26 protein-coding genes and 1 pseudogene are annotated in these 24,508 nt (G+C 48.6%); 8 read left to right on the forward strand and 19 right to left on the reverse strand.

The window, feature by feature from the left end; genetic code table 11:
- Nucleotides 1–57 precede the first annotated feature (57 nt).
- From L3556_RS09230 to L3556_RS09240, 3 genes are read right to left on the reverse strand one after another with little or no spacing between them, the layout of a single operon-like run.
- On the reverse strand, nucleotides 58–588 hold the full coding sequence (locus L3556_RS09230) for a class I SAM-dependent methyltransferase (RefSeq protein WP_277866984.1): 531 nt from the start codon (nucleotides 586–588) through the stop codon (nucleotides 58–60).
- Nucleotides 539–862 carry a hypothetical protein gene (locus tag L3556_RS09235; protein WP_277866985.1) on the reverse strand — a complete coding sequence of 108 codons (324 nt, stop codon included), beginning with the start codon at nucleotides 860–862 and terminating at the stop codon, nucleotides 539–541. The genes L3556_RS09230 and L3556_RS09235 overlap by 50 nt, the downstream gene beginning before the upstream one ends.
- 32 nt (nucleotides 863–894) lie before the next feature.
- The gene (locus L3556_RS09240; RefSeq protein WP_277866986.1) at nucleotides 895–1,263 is read right to left on the reverse strand and encodes a hypothetical protein; all 369 of its coding nucleotides are present in this window, start codon (nucleotides 1,261–1,263) and stop codon (nucleotides 895–897) included.
- 172 nt (nucleotides 1,264–1,435) lie between these two features.
- Here L3556_RS09240 and ald point away from each other — a divergent pair, with 172 nt between their 5' ends.
- The 3 genes from ald to L3556_RS09255 all read left to right on the forward strand — a co-directional run bounded on the left by ald (nucleotide 1,436) and on the right by L3556_RS09255 (nucleotide 4,731).
- Nucleotides 1,436–2,530, forward strand: a complete 1,095-nt coding sequence (ald, locus tag L3556_RS09245; RefSeq protein WP_277866987.1) for an alanine dehydrogenase — start codon at nucleotides 1,436–1,438, stop codon at nucleotides 2,528–2,530.
- Nucleotides 2,531–2,816: 286 nt separating this feature from the next.
- Nucleotides 2,817–3,965, forward strand: a complete 1,149-nt coding sequence (locus L3556_RS09250; protein ID WP_277866988.1) for an AAA family ATPase — start codon at nucleotides 2,817–2,819, stop codon at nucleotides 3,963–3,965.
- Complete coding sequence (locus L3556_RS09255; RefSeq protein ID WP_277866989.1) at nucleotides 3,958–4,731, forward strand: hypothetical protein; 774 nt, start codon at nucleotides 3,958–3,960, stop codon at nucleotides 4,729–4,731. The genes L3556_RS09250 and L3556_RS09255 overlap by 8 nt, the downstream gene beginning before the upstream one ends.
- A 67-nt stretch (nucleotides 4,732–4,798) precedes the next feature.
- On the opposite strand, the gene L3556_RS09260 is transcribed toward L3556_RS09255, so the two are convergent.
- The 3 genes from L3556_RS09260 to L3556_RS09270 all read right to left on the reverse strand — a co-directional run bounded on the left by L3556_RS09260 (nucleotide 4,799) and on the right by L3556_RS09270 (nucleotide 6,348).
- On the reverse strand, nucleotides 4,799–5,011 hold the full coding sequence (locus L3556_RS09260) for a hypothetical protein (protein ID WP_277866990.1): 213 nt from the start codon (nucleotides 5,009–5,011) through the stop codon (nucleotides 4,799–4,801).
- A gap of 11 nt (nucleotides 5,012–5,022) precedes the next feature.
- Nucleotides 5,023–5,892 carry a branched-chain amino acid ABC transporter permease gene (locus L3556_RS09265; RefSeq protein WP_277866991.1) on the reverse strand — a complete coding sequence of 290 codons (870 nt, stop codon included), beginning with the start codon at nucleotides 5,890–5,892 and terminating at the stop codon, nucleotides 5,023–5,025.
- A 129-nt stretch (nucleotides 5,893–6,021) separates the two neighbouring features.
- Nucleotides 6,022–6,348, reverse strand: coding sequence for a hypothetical protein (locus L3556_RS09270; protein WP_277866992.1), 327 nt, complete (start codon nucleotides 6,346–6,348; stop codon nucleotides 6,022–6,024).
- 10 nt (nucleotides 6,349–6,358) lie between these two features.
- Between L3556_RS09270 and L3556_RS09275 the strand changes: the two genes are divergently transcribed.
- Together L3556_RS09275 and L3556_RS09280 are read left to right on the forward strand one after the other, a co-directional pair.
- Nucleotides 6,359–6,481 (forward strand): hypothetical protein, encoded by a 123-nt coding sequence (locus L3556_RS09275; protein WP_277866993.1) that lies wholly within the window; start codon nucleotides 6,359–6,361, stop codon nucleotides 6,479–6,481.
- A 58-nt stretch (nucleotides 6,482–6,539) separates the two neighbouring features.
- Nucleotides 6,540–7,643, forward strand: coding sequence for a glycosyl transferase (locus L3556_RS09280; protein WP_277866994.1), 1,104 nt, complete (start codon nucleotides 6,540–6,542; stop codon nucleotides 7,641–7,643).
- A 67-nt stretch (nucleotides 7,644–7,710) separates the two neighbouring features.
- Here L3556_RS09280 and L3556_RS09285 read toward each other — a convergent pair whose 3' ends face one another.
- From L3556_RS09285 to L3556_RS09325, 9 genes and pseudogenes are all read right to left on the reverse strand, one after another.
- Nucleotides 7,711–8,589 (reverse strand): IS982 family transposase, encoded by an 879-nt coding sequence (locus L3556_RS09285; RefSeq protein ID WP_277866995.1) that lies wholly within the window; start codon nucleotides 8,587–8,589, stop codon nucleotides 7,711–7,713.
- A 37-nt stretch (nucleotides 8,590–8,626) separates the two neighbouring features.
- Nucleotides 8,627–8,809, reverse strand: a complete 183-nt coding sequence (locus L3556_RS09290) for a hypothetical protein (protein WP_277866996.1) — start codon at nucleotides 8,807–8,809, stop codon at nucleotides 8,627–8,629.
- Nucleotides 8,810–8,854: 45 nt separating this feature from the next.
- Entirely contained in the window at nucleotides 8,855–12,022 is a 3,168-nt protein-coding gene (locus tag L3556_RS09295) for a two-partner secretion domain-containing protein (protein ID WP_277866997.1), read from the reverse strand.
- Nucleotides 12,023–12,190: 168 nt separating this feature from the next.
- On the reverse strand, nucleotides 12,191–13,117 hold the full coding sequence (locus L3556_RS09300; protein ID WP_277866998.1) for an RluA family pseudouridine synthase: 927 nt from the start codon (nucleotides 13,115–13,117) through the stop codon (nucleotides 12,191–12,193).
- A gap of 67 nt (nucleotides 13,118–13,184) precedes the next feature.
- A complete protein-coding gene (locus tag L3556_RS09305) occupies nucleotides 13,185–14,486 on the reverse strand; it encodes an MFS transporter (RefSeq protein ID WP_277866999.1) in 1,302 nt (433 codons plus the stop codon).
- A gap of 121 nt (nucleotides 14,487–14,607) precedes the next feature.
- A pseudogene (recO, locus tag L3556_RS09310) lies at nucleotides 14,608–15,333 on the reverse strand (DNA repair protein RecO); the annotation flags it as partial.
- Between the two features lie 27 nt (nucleotides 15,334–15,360).
- On the reverse strand, nucleotides 15,361–16,053 hold the full coding sequence (gene deoC / locus L3556_RS09315) for a deoxyribose-phosphate aldolase (RefSeq protein ID WP_277867001.1): 693 nt from the start codon (nucleotides 16,051–16,053) through the stop codon (nucleotides 15,361–15,363).
- Nucleotides 16,054–16,474: 421 nt separating this feature from the next.
- Nucleotides 16,475–17,848 (reverse strand): AMP-binding protein, encoded by a 1,374-nt coding sequence (locus tag L3556_RS09320; RefSeq protein ID WP_277867002.1) that lies wholly within the window; start codon nucleotides 17,846–17,848, stop codon nucleotides 16,475–16,477.
- 7 nt (nucleotides 17,849–17,855) lie between these two features.
- On the reverse strand, nucleotides 17,856–17,981 hold the full coding sequence (locus tag L3556_RS09325) for a hypothetical protein (RefSeq protein ID WP_277867003.1): 126 nt from the start codon (nucleotides 17,979–17,981) through the stop codon (nucleotides 17,856–17,858).
- A 149-nt stretch (nucleotides 17,982–18,130) separates the two neighbouring features.
- Between L3556_RS09325 and murQ the strand changes: the two genes are divergently transcribed.
- Together murQ and L3556_RS09335 are read left to right on the forward strand one after the other, a co-directional pair.
- The gene (murQ, locus tag L3556_RS09330; RefSeq protein WP_277867004.1) at nucleotides 18,131–19,057 is read left to right on the forward strand and encodes an N-acetylmuramic acid 6-phosphate etherase; all 927 of its coding nucleotides are present in this window, start codon (nucleotides 18,131–18,133) and stop codon (nucleotides 19,055–19,057) included.
- Nucleotides 19,054–19,377 carry a VOC family protein gene (locus L3556_RS09335; protein ID WP_277867005.1) on the forward strand — a complete coding sequence of 108 codons (324 nt, stop codon included), beginning with the start codon at nucleotides 19,054–19,056 and terminating at the stop codon, nucleotides 19,375–19,377. The genes murQ and L3556_RS09335 overlap by 4 nt, the downstream gene beginning before the upstream one ends.
- Here L3556_RS09335 and L3556_RS09340 read toward each other — a convergent pair whose 3' ends face one another.
- From L3556_RS09340 to L3556_RS09355, 4 genes are all read right to left on the reverse strand, one after another.
- A complete protein-coding gene (locus L3556_RS09340) occupies nucleotides 19,378–20,286 on the reverse strand; it encodes a vWA domain-containing protein (protein ID WP_277867006.1) in 909 nt (302 codons plus the stop codon).
- Nucleotides 20,287–20,348: 62 nt separating this feature from the next.
- Nucleotides 20,349–20,915 (reverse strand): hypothetical protein, encoded by a 567-nt coding sequence (locus L3556_RS09345; RefSeq protein ID WP_277867007.1) that lies wholly within the window; start codon nucleotides 20,913–20,915, stop codon nucleotides 20,349–20,351.
- Between the two features lie 6 nt (nucleotides 20,916–20,921).
- A complete protein-coding gene (locus L3556_RS09350) occupies nucleotides 20,922–21,509 on the reverse strand; it encodes a DNA-3-methyladenine glycosylase (protein ID WP_277867008.1) in 588 nt (195 codons plus the stop codon).
- 10 nt (nucleotides 21,510–21,519) lie between these two features.
- A complete protein-coding gene (locus L3556_RS09355; protein WP_277867009.1) occupies nucleotides 21,520–21,732 on the reverse strand; it encodes a hypothetical protein in 213 nt (70 codons plus the stop codon).
- A 161-nt stretch (nucleotides 21,733–21,893) separates the two neighbouring features.
- On the opposite strand from L3556_RS09355, the gene L3556_RS09360 reads away from it, so the two are divergent.
- The gene (locus L3556_RS09360; RefSeq protein ID WP_277867010.1) at nucleotides 21,894–24,464 is read left to right on the forward strand and encodes a CHASE2 domain-containing serine/threonine-protein kinase; all 2,571 of its coding nucleotides are present in this window, start codon (nucleotides 21,894–21,896) and stop codon (nucleotides 24,462–24,464) included.
- The last annotated feature ends 44 nt before the right edge of the window (nucleotides 24,465–24,508 follow it).

Below are 24,508 nucleotides of genomic sequence, written 5' to 3' on the forward strand. Positions count from 1 at the left end.
ATTGGGCTATATAACTGTAAAAGAACGAATGTTCACCATATTTTATCTCAAGACAACTTACTTTTGAGCAATGACATTCAAGCTAATTAATGTATCCAAAATTCGCATACTACTACAGTCGTTAAAAATGCCAAACTCCGATACAGCCCAATAATCGGAAAAACCTGTTTCCTGGATATAGAGTCCTAGGGTTTCAAAATCAAAACCCACTTTATGAACATCATACTCATTGGTTTGTCCGCCAAATATAATTCGCATCAAGTGATGTCGCTCTAGGGGAAGCATATTTGGATTCACATATAGCCAGCAAAGCGTCCTCAAATCAGGAACGCTAATCATGAGTTCTCCCCCTGGCTTTAGAACTCGGTACCATTCCTTCAGCACTAAAATTAATTCTTGATTGAGTCCATAGAAAAAATGTTCTAGAACATGGCTAGAATAAATTCGATCAATGCTATTATCTGCAAACTGGGACAAATCCGCCGCATTTCCCACATAATCCACTTCAGGACGTTCTAAAACATCTAGGATTTTCCAATCAGGATGGGCCTGTTTCCCACCGATATGGAGGTTGAATTGAGGTGTCATAGTCAAAGTCTCTGTAATGAATACTGGAAGCATGATCCAGTTTGGCATCTTCCATGAAGGCAGAAATCGCTAACTCCAGATACATTCCGCGATTGAGATCATTATCAGCCCCATCAGCTTCGATAAGTGCCAACACCCCACAGTTATTCAGGTCTAGGGGCGTACTAGGTTCATCCCAGTGGGTGTGATCAATACTCTGTTTTACTCGATCCCAAGCAGGAGACGATAATGTTACCCCATGATTCTCAATGAAATTTTGATAGGCGGCAAACAAAATCGTACCTTAATAATTACGGAGAATATTGCTTAGCTGAGTTGATTCAGAGGAGGTAAGCCTCGCATTTGCCGCAGGGCATTTAGGCATAAAGGGCAATCGCAACCAAATAGGGCAACAGCCATATTACTTTCTTCTTCAGAAAATTCCAGCATGGTCGGTGGCATATTGGGGGTATCCCCTACTGCCGTAATTTCAGGGTTTGGCGTTTCTTGGCCTAGGCGGGTACAGGTCAGGCGAAATTTGTTATGAGGATCAGGCAAACAAGCCCGATCTTCCATTATAGGCCCAGTAATAGGGAGATTGACTTCGGCGCGGGCAGATTGCACTAAGGGAAATAGGGCAAACAATGATCCGAGAAGGGTGGGGCTGGCCATGAGGGCTAGACGAAACTGGGGCATATCCTCATCTCCAAATAAATTTAATCAGTGGGTAAAAATCCAGGACTGTATGCTCGATAGTGTAAGGGGCAATACTTCCCTTGTCTAGACATACCGATCGCCCCCAGGGTTCATGCAACCACAGCGATCGCTGAATCCGCTAGGATCCAAGGGCATCCCTCAGAGACATTCCATGGATATTGGTCTTCCTAAGGAAATTAAGGATCAAGAATTTCGCGTTGGCTTAACCCCTGGGGTGGTTCAGACCCTAACGGAGAAGGGCCATCGGGTTTATGTGGAAACGGATGCGGGGGTAGGGTCAGGGTTTCCAGATCATGAATATAGCCAGGCGGGTGCAATCCTTGTTCCCACAGCAAAAGATGCCTGGCAGCAGGAACTAATTATTAAAGTAAAGGAGCCCCTACCTTCTGAATACGAGTACTTAAAACAAGATCAGCTTTTATTTACCTATCTCCATTTGGCGGCCAGTCAAGATTTAACCCAAGCCCTTATGGAATCTGGTGTGACGGCGATCGCCTACGAAACTGTTGAACAATTGTCCCAGGGACAGGTTTCCTTTCCCCTTTTAACCCCCATGAGTATGATTGCGGGACGATTAGCGGTTCAGTTTGGGGCCCGTTTTTTAGAGCGAAGCCAGGGGGGGCGGGGGGTCTTACTCAGTGGTATTCCGGGGGTCAAACCGGCCCAAGTGGTTATTTTAGGGGGTGGGGTTGTGGGTACGGAAGCAGCCCGAATTGCCGTGGGTATGGGGGCCCAGGTCAAAATTTTAGATATTAATGTGGATCGATTAATCTACCTAGAAACCCTCTTTGGTTCGCGAATCGAGTATCTTTACAGCACCTCCCATCAAATTGCCCAGGTTATCCCTGGTGCTGATCTCGTGATTGGAGCCGTTTTAGTACCAGGGCAACGCCCCCCCTGTCTCGTACCGGCAGACTTGGTAAAACAAATGCACCCTGGCTCGGTGATTGTGGATGTTGCCGTGGATCAAGGGGGGTGCATTGAAACCCTGCGACCTACGAGTCATTCCCAACCCATCTACTGTGAGTATGGTGTAATTCACTATGGGGTACCAAATATGCCTGGAGCCGTTCCCTGGACGGCCACCCAAGCCCTGACGAACAGTACATTGCCCTATATTCTCCGCTTAGCAAATTCAGGAATCCAAGCCTTTGATCGGGATCCAGGGTTGGGACGGGGGCTGAATGTTCAGGGGGGGCGGTTGATGCATCCGGCGGTCAAACAGGTGTTTCCAGAGTTAAATTAGTTGCTATACCGCAAGTCATCGGTGGGGCATAACCTGAAGCTTGCCTGTCAGTCTTCATAAGGTAGAGTATTAAAGATACTTAAATTTTTATAAGTGGCTGGGTTCAATTAACCTAAACATGCTGGCAGGGAAAAAGGCGGTAATCTCCCTGCATGGGAGCTACACTGCGATTCCCTTCTCTTACAAGTAATTGCGCCTACCTACTTAGGTATTTATGGTAAAAGCTTAGGAAAAATTCTACCTGTAAAATCCAAGAATAATCTTCTAAAAAGGTAGCAAATATTAAATGCTTGAAAAGGTCGAACTTTATAACTTTAAAAGTCATAGATCCACAGAACTCAACCTAGATGATTCCCGCCTACATGCACTGGTAGGACAAAATAGTTCTGGAAAAACATCTGTTTTGCAAGCGTTGCATTATCTTAGTCGGCTTGCCAACTATGACAATTCATCATTTGCACATATCTTTCAGTTTGAACGCGCGCCTGAATTTATAACAACAATCGGGGAAAATTACTTGTCTGTTAAAGTTAACGGATTTTGGGGGTACAAAAGACCAAAACGTTGGCAGGCTGCTTACAGTTGGAAACAGAATGTAAATCCACCTTGGTTTCCAATCGCGTCATGGCAGATTTATGATGATCCAGAGAAAAATATTCCAGGTGGTTGGAAAAGTTCGTTAAAAGATGCACCCGAACCAATCCCTCAAGCATTGAGATTTTGTGTTCACCTCAAGTTAGATGCTGCTAATCTCGCAAAAGCTGCTTATAGTGAGGCGATTACTCCACGAGTTGAATTTGATGGTTCAGGGTTAGCACCTACATTAGATTATCTTCGTGATGAAGCCCCAGATAATTTCCAATCCTTACAGGAAATGCTGAAGCGAATTGTTCCAGGGGTTCAAAAAGTAGGCGTAAGACGTGCCAAAGTTATGATCAATCGGCAGCGCTTAATTGAGGTTGATGGGAAATCTATTTCCTACGAAGAAAGCCAAGAAATTGCTGGACAAGAGATTGTGTTAGATATGAATACGGGTGAGCGTATTCCTGCTCATGCTATTAGTGAAGGGACAATGTTAACTCTGGGGCTGCTGACTGTGCTGATGAATCCTAAGCAACCAAATTTAGTATTGTTAGATGATGTAGAGCAAGGACTTCATCCAAAAGCACAACGAGAATTAATGACTGTTTTTAAGGAAATCATTCAATCTAATAAAAATCTGCAAATTATCTTCTCTACTCACTCTCCTTACATTGTAGACGATCTTACTCCATCCCAAGTTCATGTATTGAGTAATGCGAACTCAGGGTTTACTCGTTCTAAGCGATTAGACGAACATCCTGATGTGGAATGGGCAAAACAAACTTTGACCACTGGTGAATTTTGGGATGCGGAGGGAGAAGATTGGGTGGTTGCTGGAGAAATAAATGCTTGATTTTGTTGTAGTTGTTGAAAGCAGTGCAGATGCACAAACTGCCACGAAATTAGCTGAGCGTGTATTCGTAGAAAGAGTAGATTGGTTAGAGCCTGAGTATTTACAAGGTTTATTTCGATGGGGCGGATTAGAGGAAGGAAGTGAGTATTCATGCTGGAGGGATATTAGAAATATTATGCAGCGTGCTAAAGAGTCAGGTTTACCTATTCCAAAGTTTTTGGGACATGGCAGAAGCGGAGCACTAAAAGCTGATGGTGCAGCAACAATGAAAATTTTGAATCTAATAAGATGTCTTCAGCTTAAGAACATCCGAAAAGTTAGAGCAGTTCTCTTGATTCGGGATTTAGATAATCAACCTGAGCGAAGGGAAGGTATTGAGCAAGCTCGTGCAGAACATATTGAGCAGCAACCTAAATTAGAGATTATTATTGGTGCGGCTGATCCAATGCGAGAAGCTTGGGTCTTAAATGGATTTACTCCAGCTAGTCGAAAGGAAGTGCGAGCTTTAGAGAATATTAAGAACCAATTAAATTTTGATCCTTGTGAGGATTCGCACAGATTACGTTCTAATTCTTGGGAAGAACCTGAACGAATTAGAAATCCTAAAATAGTACTTGAAGAACTTACCAAAAGGAACAAGTTACGAGAACAGAGTTGCTGGGAAGAAACTAGCCTAGAGCTTCTACAACAAAGAGGTACAAATACGGGGCTAACAGCTTACCTTTGGGAGATTGAGCAACGGCTAATTCCAGTTATTCTCGAATAGAATTCTGAATTTGGTTCAATACAAGTACAATTAAGTTCCTAGCACTTAAGACAGCATAATCTTAAACTTAGTTATTGTGTCTTTTGCTACTGTAAATCAAAAAAATACCCGTGAGTAAGGCGGGAAGAGTGATGCAGGCCCAAACTACGGGCACGGTATTGGGCAAAGGATAGGTCAGCGCAATGGTTTTGAGGGCGATCGCCATAATTAGGGAAATCAGGAATAACTGGATTAGCCATCTCCCCTCCTGCCAACGAAATCCCTGATGTTCTTCCTTCAAGGTGTTCTCCTTCAAGACAGGGTACTCCGAAATAACCCCTGGGGACGAATGAGCAACACCACCATCATGACGATAAATGCAACGGCTAATTTATATTCATTGGGAATAATCAGGGTACTCACCTCCTGGGTAATACCAATCACCATGGCTCCGGCTATCGCTCCGTAGGGGTTGCCAATGCCCCCCAAAATAATTGCGGCAAAAAGGGGCAAAATCAAAAACCAGCCCATGGTGGGCCGCACCGCCGTAACCAGGCCATAGAGTCCCCCACTGACTCCCGTTAACACCCCTGCCAAAATCCAGGTACAGAGGACAACCCACTCCACATCAATGCCGGAAACCCTGGCTAAATCAAGATCATCGGCCACGGCTCGCATTGCCTTGCCAATTTTTGTTCGCTGAAAAATTAAATGAATGGCAATCATGGCTACGAAGGCGAGAATCACCACAACTAAGTTAGAGTAGGCAATTCTCAGTCCCAAAAACGTAATGGCGGGCATCACTGGCAATCGATAGGTTTGGTTTTCACTCCCCCAGAGCAGAATAATGCCATTTCGTAAAATGAATGAAAGACCAATGGAAATAATAATCAACGTGGTGGAATTCGCTCGGCGATCGCGCATTACCGACCAGATCAGTTTTTCCCCCACTAACATCAACCCCGCCGTGCCCACTGCTCCCACCACCATGGCCAGCCAAATATTCACCCCTAGGGCATTGGTAAAAAGGGTCAAATAGGCCCCAATGGCCATAAAATCGCCGTGGGCAAAGTTAGAGAGCCGCAGAATTCCAAAGGTGAGGGTTAGGCCAATGGCCGAAAGGGCAATAATACTACCCACCGCCACCCCGTTCACCACCAGTTGGGCAAGTTGTGCATCCATCTAAACCTCCGAGGGACTCTCTCTTTTGGCGATGTCTTTGGTGGAAACAAAGCCTTTAATAATATATACCCCCAAATAATATACGCCTAAATAAATGTCCCTGGGAATTAAAGGTCGGGTTGAACCGGATTACACCTTGTCAAACAAAGTCACCTTGGCCAGTAACCCAGCCATTGTGAAGAACAGAGCCACCAGGAATGCCCACAGACGGTTATCGGTAGATGTCTGACGTTTGGAAAGATCCGTAATTTGTTCATTGGTTGTCTTCACTTCCACCCTTACTGCATCAATTTTTGCCTCTATTGTGTTGAACTTTTCCGCAGTAGTGGCAATGTAAATCTCTAGCTTTTTGTCCATGGCCTGGATATGACCCTGCAAGGACTTGATATCGGACTGCATGGAGGCGATCGCATCCAACACTTGACCGAGTTCTGATGTAGTGGCTGATTCACCCATGACTTAATTTATGGCCTATTTTATTTATGGCCTGTTTCCCATTTATTCCCATTGCTTAATATTTAGTCTACCCCCTAGGGCGATCGCCTATGGGCAAAAAGAACTGTCTCCAGCCATCGTCGTGGCTGCCTAGCTTAGCGTAGAAATGTTATTATAAACCGGAATTATTGAGCGTATGTAGCGTATATACTGTGGCCCGTCCTGTTCTCTATGTTGCAATTACCAATCATGGTTTTGGCCATGTGACCCGCACGGCGGCACTGATTAATGCGATTCAAAGCCAAATCCCCGATCTTTTACCCTTAGTGGTAACCGCAGCCCCCCACTGGCTACTACGTTCCCATTTGCAGGGTGAGTTTATTCATCGTCCCCGCAGTTTGGATATTGGCGTGGTCCAACGGGATAGTCTACAGATGGATATAGCCGCCACCCATGGGAAATTAGCCCAGATCGAAGCTCTAGCTCCCCAAATCATTGCGGCGGAAGTAGATTTTATTACTCAAAATAAAGCGTCCCTGGTCTTGGCGGATATTCCCCCCTTGGCCACTGCCATTGCCGAACAAGCAGCCATTCCCTGCTGGATGGCCAGTAACTTTGGCTGGGACTTCATCTATGCCCCCTGGGGAAATGATTTTCGGGAGCGGGTGGCCTGGATTGAGGATCTCTACCGTCGCTGCGATCGCCTGTTTCGCCTACCCTTTGCGGAACCCATGGAGGAATTTCCGGTCATTGAAGATATTGGTTTAACAGGTACGAATCCCCGCTTTGAACCAGCGGAGCTACGGGAAGAACTTCAGATCACAACAGATCCCGAGAAAACCATTTTGCTCACCTTCGGCGGTTTGAGCTTACAGCACGTCCCCTACCAAAACCTAGATCAGTTTCCCGACTGGCAATTTATTACCTGTGATCCTGGGGCACCGGAGGGATTGGCCAATTTACGGAAACTTTGTGGCCAGGACTATCGCCCCGTGGACTTGATGGGAATCTGTGGTCGGGTACTATGCAAACCAGGTTACGGCACCTTTTCCGAAGCCTGTCGGGTTGGTCTTCCGATTACAACCATTACCCGCGATGATTTTGCCGAAGGGAAGCTCCTGATCCAAGGCATTCAGGATTATGCCTACCACCAAGTTTTATCCCCTGACGAATTCTTTGATACCTCTTGGGACTTTTTACATGGGGAACCCCAGGCTCCTCGACAACAAACCCCTCTAAAACAGGATGGAAATCGGGCGATCGCCACCGCCGTGCGTGATTTTTTTCATGGGAATTTTATGCTGGCCGCCTCTTGAGATAGATTCCATGGGGAATCCTAGTAATCCTAATGATGATGGGCCTTAACGATAACGTGAGTTCGGTTTAAGCAACTGTGAGCAAATGGTGATCAATGGCAATGGAGGGCTTCTTCGGTTGGTGAGTATAGGCAATTAGCCCACAGACGATGTTCACTAAGCAATTGATCGGGGAACGGTGACGAGAGTGTTCAATTTGAGAAATGTTCTTCAACTGATCAATTACTGTCTCGATAATGGCCCGTTTTCTCAGCATCAAGCGATCTCTCAATCCCAACAAACGATTCTTCATGTTGCGTCGTAGCTTCGTGATCAGTTGTATCCCCGTTGCCTCCATCAACTGTTTTGCCAATTTCTGGGAGACATAGCCCTTGTCTGCAAACACCTTGCCAAAGAGGTGTTTCAGCAGTTGAGGGACAGGTGTACGGTCATCTGTGTTACCTGGTGTGAAGGTGAAGTTGAGCAACTCTCCTTTGTCGTTGATCACCAGATGCAGCTTGAAGCCAAAGAACCAATCCACAGAAGTTTTACCGCATGCCGCCAAGTTTTTAAACACTTTGTGCTGAGGGATGCGACGGTTGTGACAAACTTTGAGACTGGTGGCATCAAGAAAACTGATGCCTGTACAGTGGCCGAAGCAAGAACGGAGATAGGCACACAAGGGCAGCAGGGTGCTGGGTATCCACTCAACAAAACGCCCGTAGCTAACCAAGCCTGGAAAGGCAGAGCACCAGTGAGCGTGTACCTTCTCGGTGTAGTAAGCTTTGAAATTGCGATAGGAAGACTGGTGGAAGCCGATGAGAATCGTCATAATTTCGCTCAGACACAAACTGCGCCTTCGACTACGATGAGCGAGTCCATTGCCTAGCAACTGTTGCTGCCACATCGGTTCAAACTGTTGGCAGAAATCATCGACGTAGCAAAATAACTCTTCTAGACTAAGCATAGGGCAAGCAGAGGGATGAGAATTGAGCACTTTCAGCCTATCTGTTCTGCCCCTCTCTTATCCCGAACTCACGTTGATTAACTTGCTGGATCTGGCGATCTGTCTTACGAGCTTGCTCCTTGAGAACTTGCTCTGTTTCTTGAAATCGGCGTTCGGTTTCTTTTTGGGCTTCGGCGAGTTCACCCAGTAAACGCCACACATCATCGGTAGTGGTTGCCATGGCTTTGAACCTAGATTTTTATGGCTTGGCTATCTTCTAGGATACCTAACTGCACTCCGCCGCTAGGGCAGATTCTACGGGTACTCCATCAATCTCTAGGACTGCTTCTCCCTCTACTAATTCACATAGGCTTTTCTCTAGGGGAAGTTGGGGTTGTTCTTGACCTAGCAAAATCGTCAAGATGTTGGCCGGTAGGGGTAAATCAGCAGGGGTGAGAACAATAGGTTGAGGGGTTGGCGGAGGCGTGACTTGAGGTTGAGGGGTTGGCGGAGGCGTGACTTGAGGTTGAGGGGTTGGCGGAGGCGTGACTTGAGGTTGAGAGGGCGGTATTAAAGGCGATGTAACAACAGGCGCAAGTTGATTGGTCAACGTAAAAGTAATTGGAGTTACGCCATTGACCAGTGCTTCAAGGGTAATCACCCCCGGTTCGCCATTGGTGACTAAGCCAGAGAGGGTTGCAATTCCATTGGCATTGGTAACAACCGTATTCCCCTGGGTAAAGGTGACTGATGGGCCAGTGTTGGGGGCTTGGAACTCAATGGTGAGTCCAGGCATCCCAGTGTTAACAAAGGTTTCCGAAAGTTGAATTTCAATCGGTTCAGACACCGGGGAATTGACCAAGGTTTGTTGATTATTACCTTGGAGAATATTGAGGCTAAAGCCTTGCACCTCAACGGCTCCCAGATCAACCGTGCCGACAATACGAGGGGCGCCCCGTTGGTCCGTTGTAACTACTCCGGGAACTTCGGCATTGACCCCGACATTAAGGGCAGGGCTATTGGGTAAGAGCATGTGGGTTTGAGTCGGGCCGCCATTGTCAGCCAAGGGGCCAATAATTTGACTGGTTGGAACTGAAGGAGTAATGACGTTGCCTGCCCCACTGGAGATCGCACCAATAATTCCTAAGGTATTATTTTGCCCAACAAGGTTATTGCCGATAAAGTTTAAATTGGCATCAAGGTGATCAATTTCAGGGGCGTAGCGTGCAGTGTTACCACTAATAATGCTGTTGGTCACATTGATCCTTGCAACCTCAATATAAATCCCACCGCCGCGATAATCAGTAGACTTATTATTACTGATTGTGCTGTTGGTCACATTGATCCTTGCATGCTCATTATAAATCCCACCGCCGCCTCGACCAGCCGTATTATTACTGATTGTGCTGTTGGTCACGGTGAGCATATTTCTAGGTCTATTCTGAAAAATCCCGCCGCCTCGACGAGCCTTATTGCCACTGATCGTGCTGTTGGTCAGCGTGAGCGTCCCAGTGCTCCCAATCCCACCGCCGTCGGTACCAGCCGTATTATTACTGATTGTGCTGTTGGTCACGATGAGTGTGCCAGTATGAAAAACAAAAACTCCACCGCCGCTGCCAGTAGCGAAGCCATCGGTAATGGTTAAATCACTGAGATTAACCGTACCCTCTGTAACAATGACCACCCGACGAGTATTTTGACCACTAAGAATGGTATTTGCTGCCCCTTGCCCTTGGAGTGTCAAATTTTTATTAATAGTGATAGTTGCTGGGTCTGCAAACGTAGCCGCAGCTAAATTAACCGTGCCTCCATCAGTGACCACATCCACTCCGTTTTGAACCCAGCCACCACTCCCTACATTCACAGTCGTCGCTGTTTCAGATAACGTTGCTCCTGTCGTCAGCTTTATAATTGCATTTAGGTTTACTAGGGGCGTACTCAGTATTAAATTGTTAGAGTTTGCATTACCACTAGCATCAACTGCATTATTGACGGTAATGCTTTGAGTCGCTTGTAAATTTACATCGCTCGTATTTAATGCCGTCACAATAGTATTAGGCGAAATAAAGCTATTCGGGGGCGGATCCCCTGGATTAGCCGGAATCCCATCTGATCCGCCGGTTTGGACTGTAATTGTCTCAGGATCAAGTAACCACATCCCGACTGTTCCTTGGGGGGCTAATGTATTTACCCGAGCTGTTTCCCCAACTTGCAGCACATTTTTACCCGATGTCTCAACAAAACCACCATCCCCACCCAACTGTCCACCCCGGGCCATAATCGTGCCATTAAAGACCGTGCTATTATCCGCCCAATTAATCACTGTGCCGCCATCCCCTTGGGTCAGCGCATCCGCTGTGATCACGGTGTTGTTGTCCACATACAGGTGTTGGGCATTCAAACTACTATCTAGGCGACCTGTACCTGCACTACCCCCTAGGTAATCCCCACCTCCCAGGATCGTGCCACCACCCGTTTCACCATCGGCTCTCAACTGGGCATTAATCATTGCTACATTTTGACCGAGGACATTGATCTGTCCGCCCATCCCCTCAGGATTCGAGACATCCATTGTGCCACTGGCAACGGTCGTTGCTCCGTCCACTGGCACATTCACCTTACTGGGGTCATGAACCAAACTAATCGAACCATCGGCATTGTGTACTACACTATTGACCCGTGGACGATCTTCTCCTCCAGTGATCAATCGCGGTAAATCCACCGCTTCAATCACCCCATCTTCCGGTATCCGATCCGCCGGAATCTCTAAACTAAGGATCATTCCCTCCTGGGAAATCCGTACCATGCCCGTTTCTGGAACCGCCTGAATTGTGATCCGTCCCCCCGGAGCCGATAGGGTTCCTGTATTGAACACCTGATGACCCATCAATGTTAAATTTTGCCCTGGGCCAACGGCTAAATTCCCTTCATTGACGATAATTCCCGTGCTTAAAAACTCAAACCTGGTGGGGTTCCCGACGAGGTTGGCGTAGTCATTAAACCCATTAATATCAAAAACGCCGCCGTCAAAATGTACTTGCTGAGCCGTTGAGGCATGGAATGCCGCTGGTACGTTTAACTGGGCGTTGGGGCCAAAGACAATTCCTGCCGGATTAAGGAGATAGAGATTGCTGTTACCTCCCATCACCTGAATCAGACCATTGATATAGCTGACATCGCCACCATTCACGCCCGCCAGGATATTTTGAACCTTGGAATTGGATAAAAAATTAGCAATCTGACCATCACTTAGACCAAATTGCTTAAAGAGATGAAATAAATTTTTGCCATCCCTGGAAAATGCACCACCGCCAATGTCAAACTGCTGACCATTTACGGTAACGGTTGTACCTGTACCCCCAACCGCTGGTGTAATCTGGGCGAGAACAGGGGAGGGAAGAAGGCAACCCAGAATAGCAACTGAAGGGAACCACCGACGAATTGTTTTGAGCATTTATTTAGGGAAAGGAACGGGAATACCCCCAAACATAACGATGAAATCCCTGGCTGTCAAGGATTTTTTACATTTCTTTTGGTTAATATTGATGGTTTACTAACTTACTCTCTGAAACCACTGCTCTAGGTCATTCATAGCCCTGAAATCTAGGAACACTTTTCCGAGTTAGATTGAGCCTAGGTACGCTAATACCTTAGAAAAATGTTGGGGTAAGGGGGCCTCAAATGTTAGCTCCTCCTCGCTGATGGGATGGATGAGCGTCAAGGTTTGGGCATGGAGTATTTGACCGGGTATTTTAACCCGTAGGCGTGGACTATGACCGTAGAGAGGATCGCCGACGATGGGCCACCCCATGTGGGCTGCATGGACGCGAATTTGGTGGGTCCGTCCAGTTTCTAGGCGAAAATGGATCAGGTGGTAGGGGGCAAAGGAGGCCTTAATCTGCCAGTGAGTCACGGCCGATCGCCCCTTTTCTGGGGGAACAACTGCCATTTTCTTGCGATCGCCGGGATGACGGCCAATGGCTAAATCAATTGTGCCCTGCTGAGTTTTAGGGGTTCCATAGACGACACCAAGGTACTGCCGCTGCATGGTTCGGGTTTTCAGTTGTCCCTGAAGATGGCCGAGGGCGCGATCTGTTTTAGCGACGACCATAACGCCCGTTGTATCTTTATCCAGGCGATGGACAATCCCTGGCCGCTGCACCCCGCCAATCCCCCCTAGATTAGGACAATGGGCCAATAAGCCGTGAACTAAAGTCCCTTGATAATGACCTGGGGCAGGATGAACTACTAAACCGGCGGGTTTATTCAAGACTAATAGCTGTTCATCTTCAAATAAGATATCCAGTTCCATGGTTTCGGGTGCAATATCCAGGGGGACGGCCGCTGGTACTATTAACGCTAGGCGATCGCCCCGTTGGAGAATGTGCTTTTTCGTTTGGCAAACTTGGTCATTAATCTGCACCTGCCCCTCACCAATGAGTTGCTGAAGCCGCGATCGCGACAAATCTGGACACTCAGCCGCCAGAAAGCGATCCAACCGCTGGCCTATGCCATCATGATTAATTTCAAAAAAACGAGAATTGCTCACCTTCAAAGATTTAAGTTCATTTTAAGTTTATGTAAGTTCGCCATGAATGAATTGGCATAGTATTTAATTATTTGACATTGACCCGATCCAGTTGCGATCGTAGGGCCGTAAAACCACCTCCGAGACCAATAATAATCGCTAACCCCCAAAGAACCTTGGGCAGTCCCACCCATGTTTCCGCTAAACCCGCTAAGGCTAAGGGAACCGTCAAGGCAATATTGACAAGGTTATTTTGCAAACCAAAGATTGTCCCCCGCTGATCTTCGGGAGTTAAGGTTTGTAGTGTCGTCTGCATGGGAATGGCAATTAGGGCGGCAAAGAAACCGAGGCCGGCAATTAAGCCTAAACTAGCCCCTAAAGAACTGTAGAACAGTCCCAGGGCTGTCAGCATGATCGCCATGCCAAAACAACCCACCAAGCTCCAGAACCGATAGGCTAACCGTTGACCCAGCAAATTAAGCAGGACAATACCCATCCCCATGCCCACCGCCCCCGCCGCCAGCAAAAAGCCAAATTGATCCGTATCTAGGGCGGGAATAATTTCTGCCAGTCGAATCAGTAAAACCGACAGGGCCGCCAACACCGAAAAGAGAACCACTAACTGGATTAAGGCATTACTGAGAAGGGGTTGCTTCTTGAGGAGACGAAAGCCAAGCCGTAGGTCTTTCCAAACCTGACCATAGGTGAGGGAGGGAAGGGGACATTGTTCTGATGCCGAGAGAAATTGCAATCCTAGGGCGGCTCCACCATAACTAGCGGCCACTAACATGGCTCCCCCCCCATCCCCCAGACGACTGGCCAGGGAGAGGAGGGGTTCTCCGGCCGCAAAGCCGACAATAACGGCTGCCATCATCGTTAAGGTATAGAGGGAATTGGCACTGAGCAACTGTCCCTTGGCCACTAATAACGGTATGGCTGACTGCTCCGCGGGGGAGAAAAACTGGGTGAGGGTGGAAATCCCGAAGGTGAGGGCCAAAAGCAAGACAAAGCCAACCATCTGCCCGGGCCAGAGCCAAATACTCAAGGGTAAAAGGGTGACAAAAACCGCCCGACCTAAATTCGTCCACACCAAGGTACGTTTTTTGGGCCAGCGATCGACGAATACCCCGGCCAAGGAACCAAACAGCACTGCTGGAATCGTAAAAACCACCATGATCGCAGAGACCCAAGGGCTAATACTTTGATGGGGAGGCTGAAAAAACTCCGTGGTCAGGGCAATGACGAGAACCAGATAAATTTTATCCGCCAGTTGGGAGAGAACCTGGCCCAGCCACAAAATAATAAAATTGCGATTTTGCCAGAGGGGGGGATCCTCCAGATCGGGCAAGGATGCAATCTCACTGGGACGCAGTTCTGGCTCAACGGTCATGGGGCAAACCAACGGAAATCTGGGATATGGGTGAAAAACAGACATCGAATAGGGGAGCGACCCGCAGCGGTTTTTCCAGGTGAAATTGAATATAGTGGCGCAAAACCTTCTCCAGGGCTAACCATACTGCCAAGGAGTAGGGGGGGCGCTGATCCAGAAAATCCTTTATTTCTAGGTTCTGGATGGTTCTCTGAGCTAACCACTGTCCTAGGCACACTTCCGCCACTGTGAGTTGAATATCCATGGACTGATAGGCCGTCCCCCCCCCGCGCTGATCTGGGCCATCCAGCAATCCCAGGGGGCCACCCGCCGCAAAACTAAAGCCCACACGCCAATCAATATCCGCTGTTTCTGTTTCTAGGGGACGACCCGTTTGCAGGCAAATATCCCATCGTGGGGCAATGCCCGTTAGCTCAAGGATCGAAAAGATTGCCCGCAACAGTATCGCTAGGGCATCTTCAGGAAAAACCTGCTCTAAATGGGCTAGGGTTTGGCAAATCAGGGTAAATAATTCCCCTTGGGGATGGTCACTGAGGGCTTGATAGAGGATCAGTTCCCCTAGGTATTGGCCCGCCGTTAGATTCGGGAGTTGCCGCATCAGTCCTGGATAGGAAGCGAGGGTTTCCGCTTGGGAAATTTTATCTAAACTGCGGCCTTCAATGACGAATAACTGGTTAACAACAAGTAAGGCGGTACGTCCCCCCAATTTGGATCGGGGTTTCCGACAGCCGGGGGCCACTAAACGGATCAGGCCCGCTTCCGGGGTGAGAATGGTCAATAAGCGGTCTGCTTCCCCTAGGGGCATAGATTTTAGGTTAATGCCCGTGGTTGTGTAGGTGCGGCCCATGGTGATGCAACATAGTTAAACGGGGAGTTAGTAGTCCGTTTCCTCTCTTTTCAGACTATCGCGGTTTTGGATGAGATCAATGCCTCGGGAGGTACCTAGGCGAGTTGCCCCGGCTGCAATTAATTCTAGGGCCTGTTGTGGGCTGCGAATGCCCCCCGATGCTTTAACACCAATGCGATCGCCCGCCACCGAGCGAAGTAACTGGACATCTTCTACCGTTGCGCCGCCCCGCCAACCCGTACTGGTTTTGAGAAAAGCAACCCCGGCATCTAAGCAAATTTCTGCGGCCAGTTTCTTTTCTGCCGTACTTAAGACCGATGTTTCTAAAATGGCCTTGACAGGAATGCCCGTTCCATCACAAATGGCGGCAATATCTTGATACACTGCTTCGCTATTCTCAGCTTTGAGCCAACCCAGATTAATCACCACATCAATTTCCGCCGCACCATGATCGACGGCTTCCTGGGCTTCGTAGAGTTTCGTGGCAGAACTATGGGCCCCTGTGGGAAAGCCAATGACCGTACAGACCTTGGTGGCTTTGTGGTGGAGAGTCTCAGCAGCAAACTTGACCCAGATGGGGGCAATGCAAACCAAGGGAAATTTCCACTGATCAGCTTCGGCACAGCACTGGGCGATCGCCGCTTCCGTGGCTAGGGGATCTAGCAGGGTATGTTCAATATAGGTTGCCAGGTCAATGCTGTCGAGATTCTTGGGACTCATAAATTCATTCTTCTGCGGAAATGTATAGTACACCCGTCAGGTGATTTGCTATTTGTCATCTTAGACAGATGTCGTCAAGATCGTAGTCCATGTTGGGGCTAAGGTGTACGATCTTCACAGATGCGATCGCGAATTTCCCGCGAGTCTTGTTGGGGAGGACGCAGGAGGTCACTAGAATGATGGCTAAAATTTAGATGCGTGGCCCCTGATTAAAATAGATAGGATAATCAGCAGCGATGATTTTGCGTGTACGAATAATATTTAGATCAGAAAGAGCACCGACGACTGGCCGTGTTTCGTCTCGGTGCTCTTAACTGGTTCGCTCCTCACACATTAAGAACCATAGCAGAATTGATCAGGTTTGTCATCATTCGTGATGGTTTTTATTATATTTTCTCAAAGTATTTCTAAAAAAGTCTGGTCAATGCGTATTGTTGCGTAACTGATGCCTTAAAACTTTCCCTTGAGCATTTCGGGGCAATTTCGGGAGGGGAATCCATTCCTTGGGGCAGTTATGGGGCGCGAGGCGTTGTTTGAGTTCCTGGGCAAGGAGATCGCCCGTAACCATTCCAGAATCTTGAACCGGTACATAATAGGCCGTGACCTGTTCTCCCCAATGGGGATGGGCCTGACCGCACACATAGACATCTTGAACCAGGCCCGTGTCATAGAGGGCCGCTTCGATCGCCTCTGGATAAATATTTTCCCCGCCACTAATGATTTTGCGACTTTGGCGGCCCACCAGATGTAATTGTCCCTGGAGGTCAAAATAGCCGAGATCGTCGGTGACAAACATAGGTTCAGAAAAGGGGTAGGGATAATAACCCCTCGTCAGGGAGGTTGAGGCAATGGCAAGGGTTCCAATGCCCGTCTCTGGGTCACCATCCAACACATAGATTTGGCCATGGGGTAAGACCCGGCCACAACTGCGATCGCCCCGGAGAAAATCTCCCCTTCCTTGGCAGGCGATCAATGCCGCAGTTTCCGTCATGCCATAACTGAGGCAGAGGGGGAAGTGGGCCGTGAATGCTGCCTCTAATAATCGCGGCCAAGGGGGTGCGCCACCAATAATAATGCTGTAACAATGTTGCAGCCATGGCCATAGCGGTGGCTTTTGTAATAACTGGTGAAGTTGGGTGGGCACTAGGGATAGGAAAAACGCAGAACCATCCAACGGAGTGAGATGATCTAGCTGGGCAATTCCCCCTGGCACTAAAATGACCTGGCCGCCCGTCCAGAGGGCCCGCAATATCTGCATTAAGCCACTCACATGGTATAGAGGCAAGACACAGATCGCGTTAAGAGGTTGATTCCCTGGAAAAAAGTGGGCTTGCATACCCGCGATCGCTGCCCCTAGGGTTGACCATTGGTGCATTGCAAAGCGAATTTGACCACTACTGCCGCCGGTGGGGATGTGGATCCCTGGCATTGAGGGGGGGCGATCTCCCAGAAGGATATTCACCTGTTGCCATTCTTGGTATTGCCAGTGGGGGTTTCCTAAAAATATGGGTCGATTTCCTAGGGCTGCCGCTAAGAATTGGGCCAGAAGGGAGATCGGGTCAGGGGGTGCGATCGCCAAGGATTGTCGAGATACTAGATCGCTTTCAGGGTTCAAATCATGGTTCAAAGCAGCTAATTTTTCCTGGATCAGAGCCTGCAACCATGGCGTTTGATTCATCAACTTGCCCCGGTCGTCTAAAACGAGTAACCAGTCGGCCCGGTTTCCTAAGCACTGGTATAACCTTTCAATCTCCCGATGGTTATCTGTTTCCGGTGGTTGATGACCGTGAGCCATGGCAAGGCTACCTCAGTCTAGGGTTGACTTCCACGGGTTTTGTTTTTAATGCCGGCTGCCATCCCCAAATACCCGCCAAGAGAACCCAAACAGGAAATAGATTGGTGATCTGATCTAGGGTGGGGCGATACATAATGATTCCACAAGCTGATTCTACAAGGGACGGCTGATTGAAGAATCTGAAAATATAGACAGATTTTAACTCAGGGTATAAAATTCGATTATTAATACCATATTCTATATTGCCTCTCTCTTTTTCCAGGAAATTTAAGTAAATTGATCATGTTTGATCCGGATACAATCCAATCCCGCGGCCATCTGCTGACGGAACAAATTAATCCCGCCAGTGTTAACTTAGATCAACTGTCATCCCTGGAATTGGTGGATCTCTTCAACCGGGAAGATGAAAAAGTCCTCGCGGCGATCGCCCAGGCCAGGGAATCGTTGGCCCTCGCCATTGATGGAACGGCTAAGAGACTGCGCCAAGGCGGGCGGTTATTCTACATTGGAGCCGGCACCAGCGGCCGCTTGGGGGTACTCGATGCCGCCGAATGTCCACCCACGTTCTGCTCTTCTCCAGAAATGGTGCAGGGAATTTTAGCCGGCGGTGCGGCAGCCCTAGTGAAAAGTTCGGAGGGGCTGGAAGATCTGCGCGGAGATGGTTCCCAGGCGATCGCCGAGTATGGGGTAACATCCCAGGATGTGGTGGTTGGCATTACCGCCGGAGGCACAACACCCTACGTCCAAGGAGCGTTGGAGACAGCCAAACAGGTTCAAGCTCTGACGATTTTTATGGCCTGTGTACCGCTAGAACAGGTGAGTTTAACCACCGTCGATATTGATATTCGCCTGCTGGTGGGCCCAGAACTCTTGACGGGTTCAACCCGATTAAAGGCAGGTACGGTCACAAAAATTGCCCTGAATATTCTTTCGACGGGCGTAATGGTCAAGTTGGGAAAGGTCTATGGCAACCGGATGATTGACGTGGCCGTGACCAATAGTAAACTGCTTGACCGGGCCCTACGCATGATTATGGATTTGACCGATCTATCCCGGCCCCAGGCCGCCGAGTTGCTCAATGCCAGTGGTCAGCGAGTCAAGTTAGCTCTTTTAATGCACTGGGCCGGTGTTGATGCCGCAGGGGGCGATCGTCTCTTGGCGGAACACCAGGGTCAATTACGTCCTGCCTTAGCTGCGATGCAACCGTGAAGAAACTTCATATCGCCATTTCCACCAATAATATCGAAGCAACCGTTGCTGACTATAGCAATCGCTTGGGGGAAGAGCCATGTTTGCTGATTCCAGGCCAATATGCCCTATGGAGAACGGAGAGCCTAAACCTTTCTATCCGCCAAAACGCTTCATCCAGTCCCGGAACCCTTAGACATCTGGGGTGGGAAGATCCGGCAGCAACTGAGTTCACCCAGGAGACTGATGTCAATGGTATTGTTTGGGAACGGTTCAATGCAGACCATCAAGCTCAGGAAATTAATGAGCTTTGGCCTGGGACGAGTTATTCCTGCAATTGATCAACAGTATCCAAGAAAGGGCCAACCTGGAAATCGCCACAGAATCAGCGGTGTGATCACCGTCCAGGTCACAGCATGAAAAACTGCAATCTTCCCAGATAAGTTCATGGGCAACTGAAAGAGTCCTTGTAGAAGCCACCGATCTAGGGGCATGACCCATACCCACATCAAGCAAATCCAGGCCAGGCCTAACCAAAAAATCAGCCAGCGATAGTTTGTATTAAAGCGTTCAAAAAAGTCAGTCACCACAAACTCATTCAGGCGATTTACCTCTCCCCCCTGATAATGCCCGCCGGTTTGGAGTACGGCTGATTCTAATTCTGGGGCCCTTGAACCAATGACAATGGCATTAATCTTAACGCGATGCTCTTTGGCTTCCGTGATAACCGCAGGATCAATGGCAGCTTCTCCGTCCGTGACTAAAAGTAATTCTCGGCAGCGATTGGGGACTTGGCGCAGTTGATCCGTTGCCGCCGCGATCGCCCCGGTGAGATTAGTGCCATCGGGGTCTACTTGGGGCAGAAGATCTGCACGGCTGAGGGCTTGATCAAGCTGGGATATCAATACATCGGGATTCGTATGAAATTGGGGCGTTAGGTAAACCACATTACGACCAAACCCATGAATCATGATGTAATTGGGCTGGCGTAGTACCTCATTATTTTTGAGAATATAGTCCTTGGCGGCGGTAACCTCTTGGGCGACAATCGTCCCCGGCTGATTAAAGGTATTGATATTATTGTTAAACGTGCTACCACTGAGATCAAGGGATAGGACAACGGCAACATTGGGACGGCCCAGGCCAACCACACTAAATAGCAGTGCCAAAATCAGGCAGCCCACCAATAGAATCAGGGGAATTTGAAAGTGGGGATCATGCCATAGCTGTCGCCGTCGCCCATGCATCAATTTAGGTTTCCAAGTATCAATGCCTATATCAAATCACAGGTGAGCAACCCCAGTCTAAATTTTTATTTATCAGGGACTAACGTTTCAGTCGTTACCGTTTGCGGCTCCGGCGGAGAGGGTTGAATCACATGGGGTAATCGGGCAGCTTTCATTCCCCGCTTAATCACCCGACTGGTTTCCTTAAATAACACAAAGAGAGGGAGTTGCCGACTTGCTCCCTCATTAAAGACATCCCGATGTTGGAGGGGCATATCCCAGCTATAGGCACGACTTAAAATAATTTGGATTTGCCGCCAGCGGCTCAATAATGCGGAAAACGTTTCCCCAGGACGATGGATCAGGATTAGAATTTCCACGTCAGTTTTCACCTTCCACTCTGGATCGCACATCAGGAAAACCAGATCACAGGGCAGGAGGAGAGATTTAACCTGCGATCGCTGGTTAGGAGCCGTTGCCGGTATTTGAATTTCGGCAATGGGCAGGGGAATACTGATTAAACTTTCCTGGGGACGACGCATACTCGGCATCATTTCCAAGTACGGTCGATACTGACGCAACAGATGGGTGGCTTGGGCCGAGTCACTGTAACGACTCAGAACCTCTTCGTATTGGTTGGGGGAGATGGCCATGGACGTTTAGGGTCGGGAAACGGCAGGACTATTCTTAAGATACCAACGCCACGGAATATCTTGCCCTTGTTTCAAGCCGATTCGCGTTGTTTGTACCAGTTCAAGGGAATTTTTGAGATGGGGAGGGCGCGGTTCTAGCCAAAGACCCGTTTCCGGCGCGAGGGGTTGGCCGGATAATTGGCGATCGATGCCCAATACACGACATAATTTACCCGGCCCGGCGGCCAAACGATGAAAATTCTTGGGGCTAATATCTTGGTTCAGGGGTGGGGTGAAAGGGTCTAGGGCCAGGGCGCGAATCAGGACAGCACTGGCAATACCGGCACGATCCGTCACAAGATTCAGACAGTGATGGATGCCATAAATTAAATAAACGTAGAGAAGTCCAGGGGAGCCAAACATGGGGGCATTGCGGCGGGTTTGACGTTGGTGGCCATGACAGGCGGGATCCCCTTGGACATAGGCTTCCGTTTCCACAATCATGCCCCGGTAGATCTGTCCATCGGAACGACGACGCACTAGGATGCAACCAATTAACTCTGGAGAAACGATCTCACAGGGCCGTGCTAACCAGGTGGAATCTAGATATTCCAAGCCAAGAATGTTAAAGGATAATCAGGAAAAATGGAGCGATCGGCATTCCCAGGGCAGCACTCAACCAACTGGTGAGTAGGGTCAACATAATTGAAATAAGAATAGATAGGCAAATGGATAGGAAAATATTCGGTAACAGTTGCCCTAGTCCGTCCAAGAATGGGTTACTCGGTGTCATTAAGCTGTGGCCATTATTGGTGCTTAAGACGGGGTTTGCATACATACATTGAGTCCTCGGGAATTTGGTTACCCATTATACCGATATTTCCATACCGGTATTCGTTGGACTGACGGCCACCGGCGATCGCCAATCTACCTGATGACAAGTATTCCCTTAAGATGGTAAATCAATATGATACTAATATTTGGGCAACTCTTTAGGCCATGACTAATCCTCCGTGGAAGTCCTTTCTGTTGAAACAAATGCCAGCGGCCATGGCTGCTGCTCTGGCTACGGGCATTGTTCTCGGATTAAAGGCTTTGACGGTTCTGGAACCCTTAGAGCTACGGGCCTACGATCAATGGAGTCGCTGGCGGCCCACGTCGGAGGAAGCAAAGCGAATTTTGGTGGTGGAGATCACCGAAGCAGATATTCAAGAACAAAAACAATGGCCCTTGCCCGATGGGGTGCTGATTCGAGCATTGGAGGCTCTGCGGCCCCACGAACCTATGGTGATCGGTATTGATTTGTTTCGGGATTTTTCCATTCCAGATATCTATGGAGCGGCCCCAGAGGCCAATGAGTTATCCCTAGCCCAGTACATGATGACCTATCCCGATTCAATTATTGTCTGTAAGGTGGGCCAGAGTAGTCAAGAGGATATTGCTCCCCCGTCAGGTCTGCTCAATGATCAGGTGGGTTTTGCGGATCTACCCCTTGATCCCGATGGTGTAGTGCGTCGCGCTCTGGTGATTCGGACCCCCAATCCTAATGCGCCCTGTGGTACACCCCAGTCCTTTGCCTTTGCCGCTGCCCAACGGGCCCTCAATTTGCCGGCGGAGTTTGATGCCAATGAACAGTTACGGATCAGTCGCACAAACTTTCCCCGAGTTCAACCCAATTCTGGCGGCTACCAGGGAATTGATGCACGGGGCTATCAGATTCTCATTACCTATCGTCCCCTAGAAACCATTGCAACCACCGTCACCCTAACAGATTTATTAGCAGGCAAGGTTTTACCATCTACCATTCGCGATCGGGTGGTGTTGATTGGCAATACAGCAACCAGTAGTAATGATAAGTTTCTGACTCCATTGAGTGATTCTCGTCAAGAAAATGACCTTGTTCCCGGAGTTGTCATCCATGCCACGATTGCCAGTGAAATTCTAGGGGCGGTGATTGGAAATCGGCCCCTAATTGGTTTTTGGGGTGAGGGTGCTATTCTCCTATGGATCTATGGCTGGTCCTTAGCGGGGGCCGTGATTGTTCTGAATTTTCGTCATCTGGGGGCGATCGCCGGCCTCCTGCCGCTGACACTGGTGGGTTTAGGAGCCGTAACCTTTGGACTTTTCCTACAATCGGCCTGGGTTCCAGTAGTTTCCCCAGGGCTAGGGGTCATCGGTGGCGCAACTCTAATTTTGGCCTATCGTGCCTTTGACAGAAAGAATGACGATAATGTGCCTCAACCTTTGCCTCAAGGGACTTCAACCCAACCTGTTGTGGGGGGAGAGAATAGTGATGCATCTTTTAGCCTGGTTCAAAAAAATACGGGTAGTCCAACTCTCTTTGGCCATCAGACCTATCAAACCCCCTCCCCCATAGATACCGATTCACCTGAATCATCCTTGGTCAATGGCACAGACACTGATTCCACCAAGCCAATTGCATTTACACCAACGGCACCAGAAACCTTCCTAGGAAATAGGGATCGCGAAGAACCGATCCGCCCGGCCCGCTTTAGACTGGAATCCCTGGACACCGTGCTCAAGATTGACCCAGAGACTGAAGCGAAAACGGCCGCTGATCCAGGACAAGGGGGTGAATCTTGGCAGTATGAGCAAACCGTACTTCCCAATTTAGAACCAACGCCAGAGCCACCAACAACTGATGTATATCATTCAACTCATTCAACAGATATAGGGCATGCAACAGATATTGTAGATATAAATGAGCAACGTTATCGCAATGCCCCCGCTTCAGATCAGATTTTGGGTGGACGGTACAAGGTTCTGAGTCAGCTAGGGGAGGGGGGATTTGGGCGTACCTATCTGGCGGAAGATCAACATTTCCCCCACCATCCGATTTGTGTGGTGAAGCAATTGGTACCATCCCGTTCCGATCCCCGCTTTTTAGAGTTGGCCCGTAATTTATTTCGCCGGGAAGCGGAAACCCTAGCCAAGGTGGGGCAACACCCGCTCATTCCCCAATTGCTGGCTTATTTTGAGGAAAACCAGGCATTTTTTCTAGTGCAGGAATACATCTGTGGTAAGTCCCTCAAAGAAGAATTTGAGCAACATGGAACCCTCAGTGAAGTCCAAGTGATCCGCCTCCTCAAAAATATCCTGGAAGTTTTAGTGTATGTCCATGGTCTCAATGTGATCCACCGAGATATTAAGCCTGCAAATATTATTCGTCGTCAAAGTGACCAGGAATTTGTCCTGATTGATTTTGGGGCGGTGCGCCACATTAAACCGGAAGATTTAGTCCGTAAGGATAAGTTTACGATTGGGATTGGAACCCGTGGCTATGCGCCCAATGAGCAGATGGCGGGACGGCCAAGCCTAGCCAGTGATATTTATTCCTTGGGTGTTGTCGCGATCGAGGCCCTGTCGGGTTTAGAGCCGTCAAAACTGAGTCATAGCAACAAAACAGGGGATATTATGTGGCAAACATCGCAGTCGTTACAACCTAAGCTTGTTGAAATTCTAAATACGATGGTGCATTACAATGCCACAAAGCGCTACCAGTCGGCCCAAGCTGTTTTGGATGATTTACTTGCCCTAGATGGCCAGTGATAGTTTCTCGATCCCGATGTTTGGCATATAATTACCCGGTCAAG

The organism is Candidatus Synechococcus calcipolaris G9 (assembly GCF_029582805.1).
In the GTDB taxonomy this organism is placed as follows: Bacteria; Cyanobacteriota; Cyanobacteriia; order Thermosynechococcales; family Thermosynechococcaceae; genus Synechococcus_F; species Synechococcus_F calcipolaris.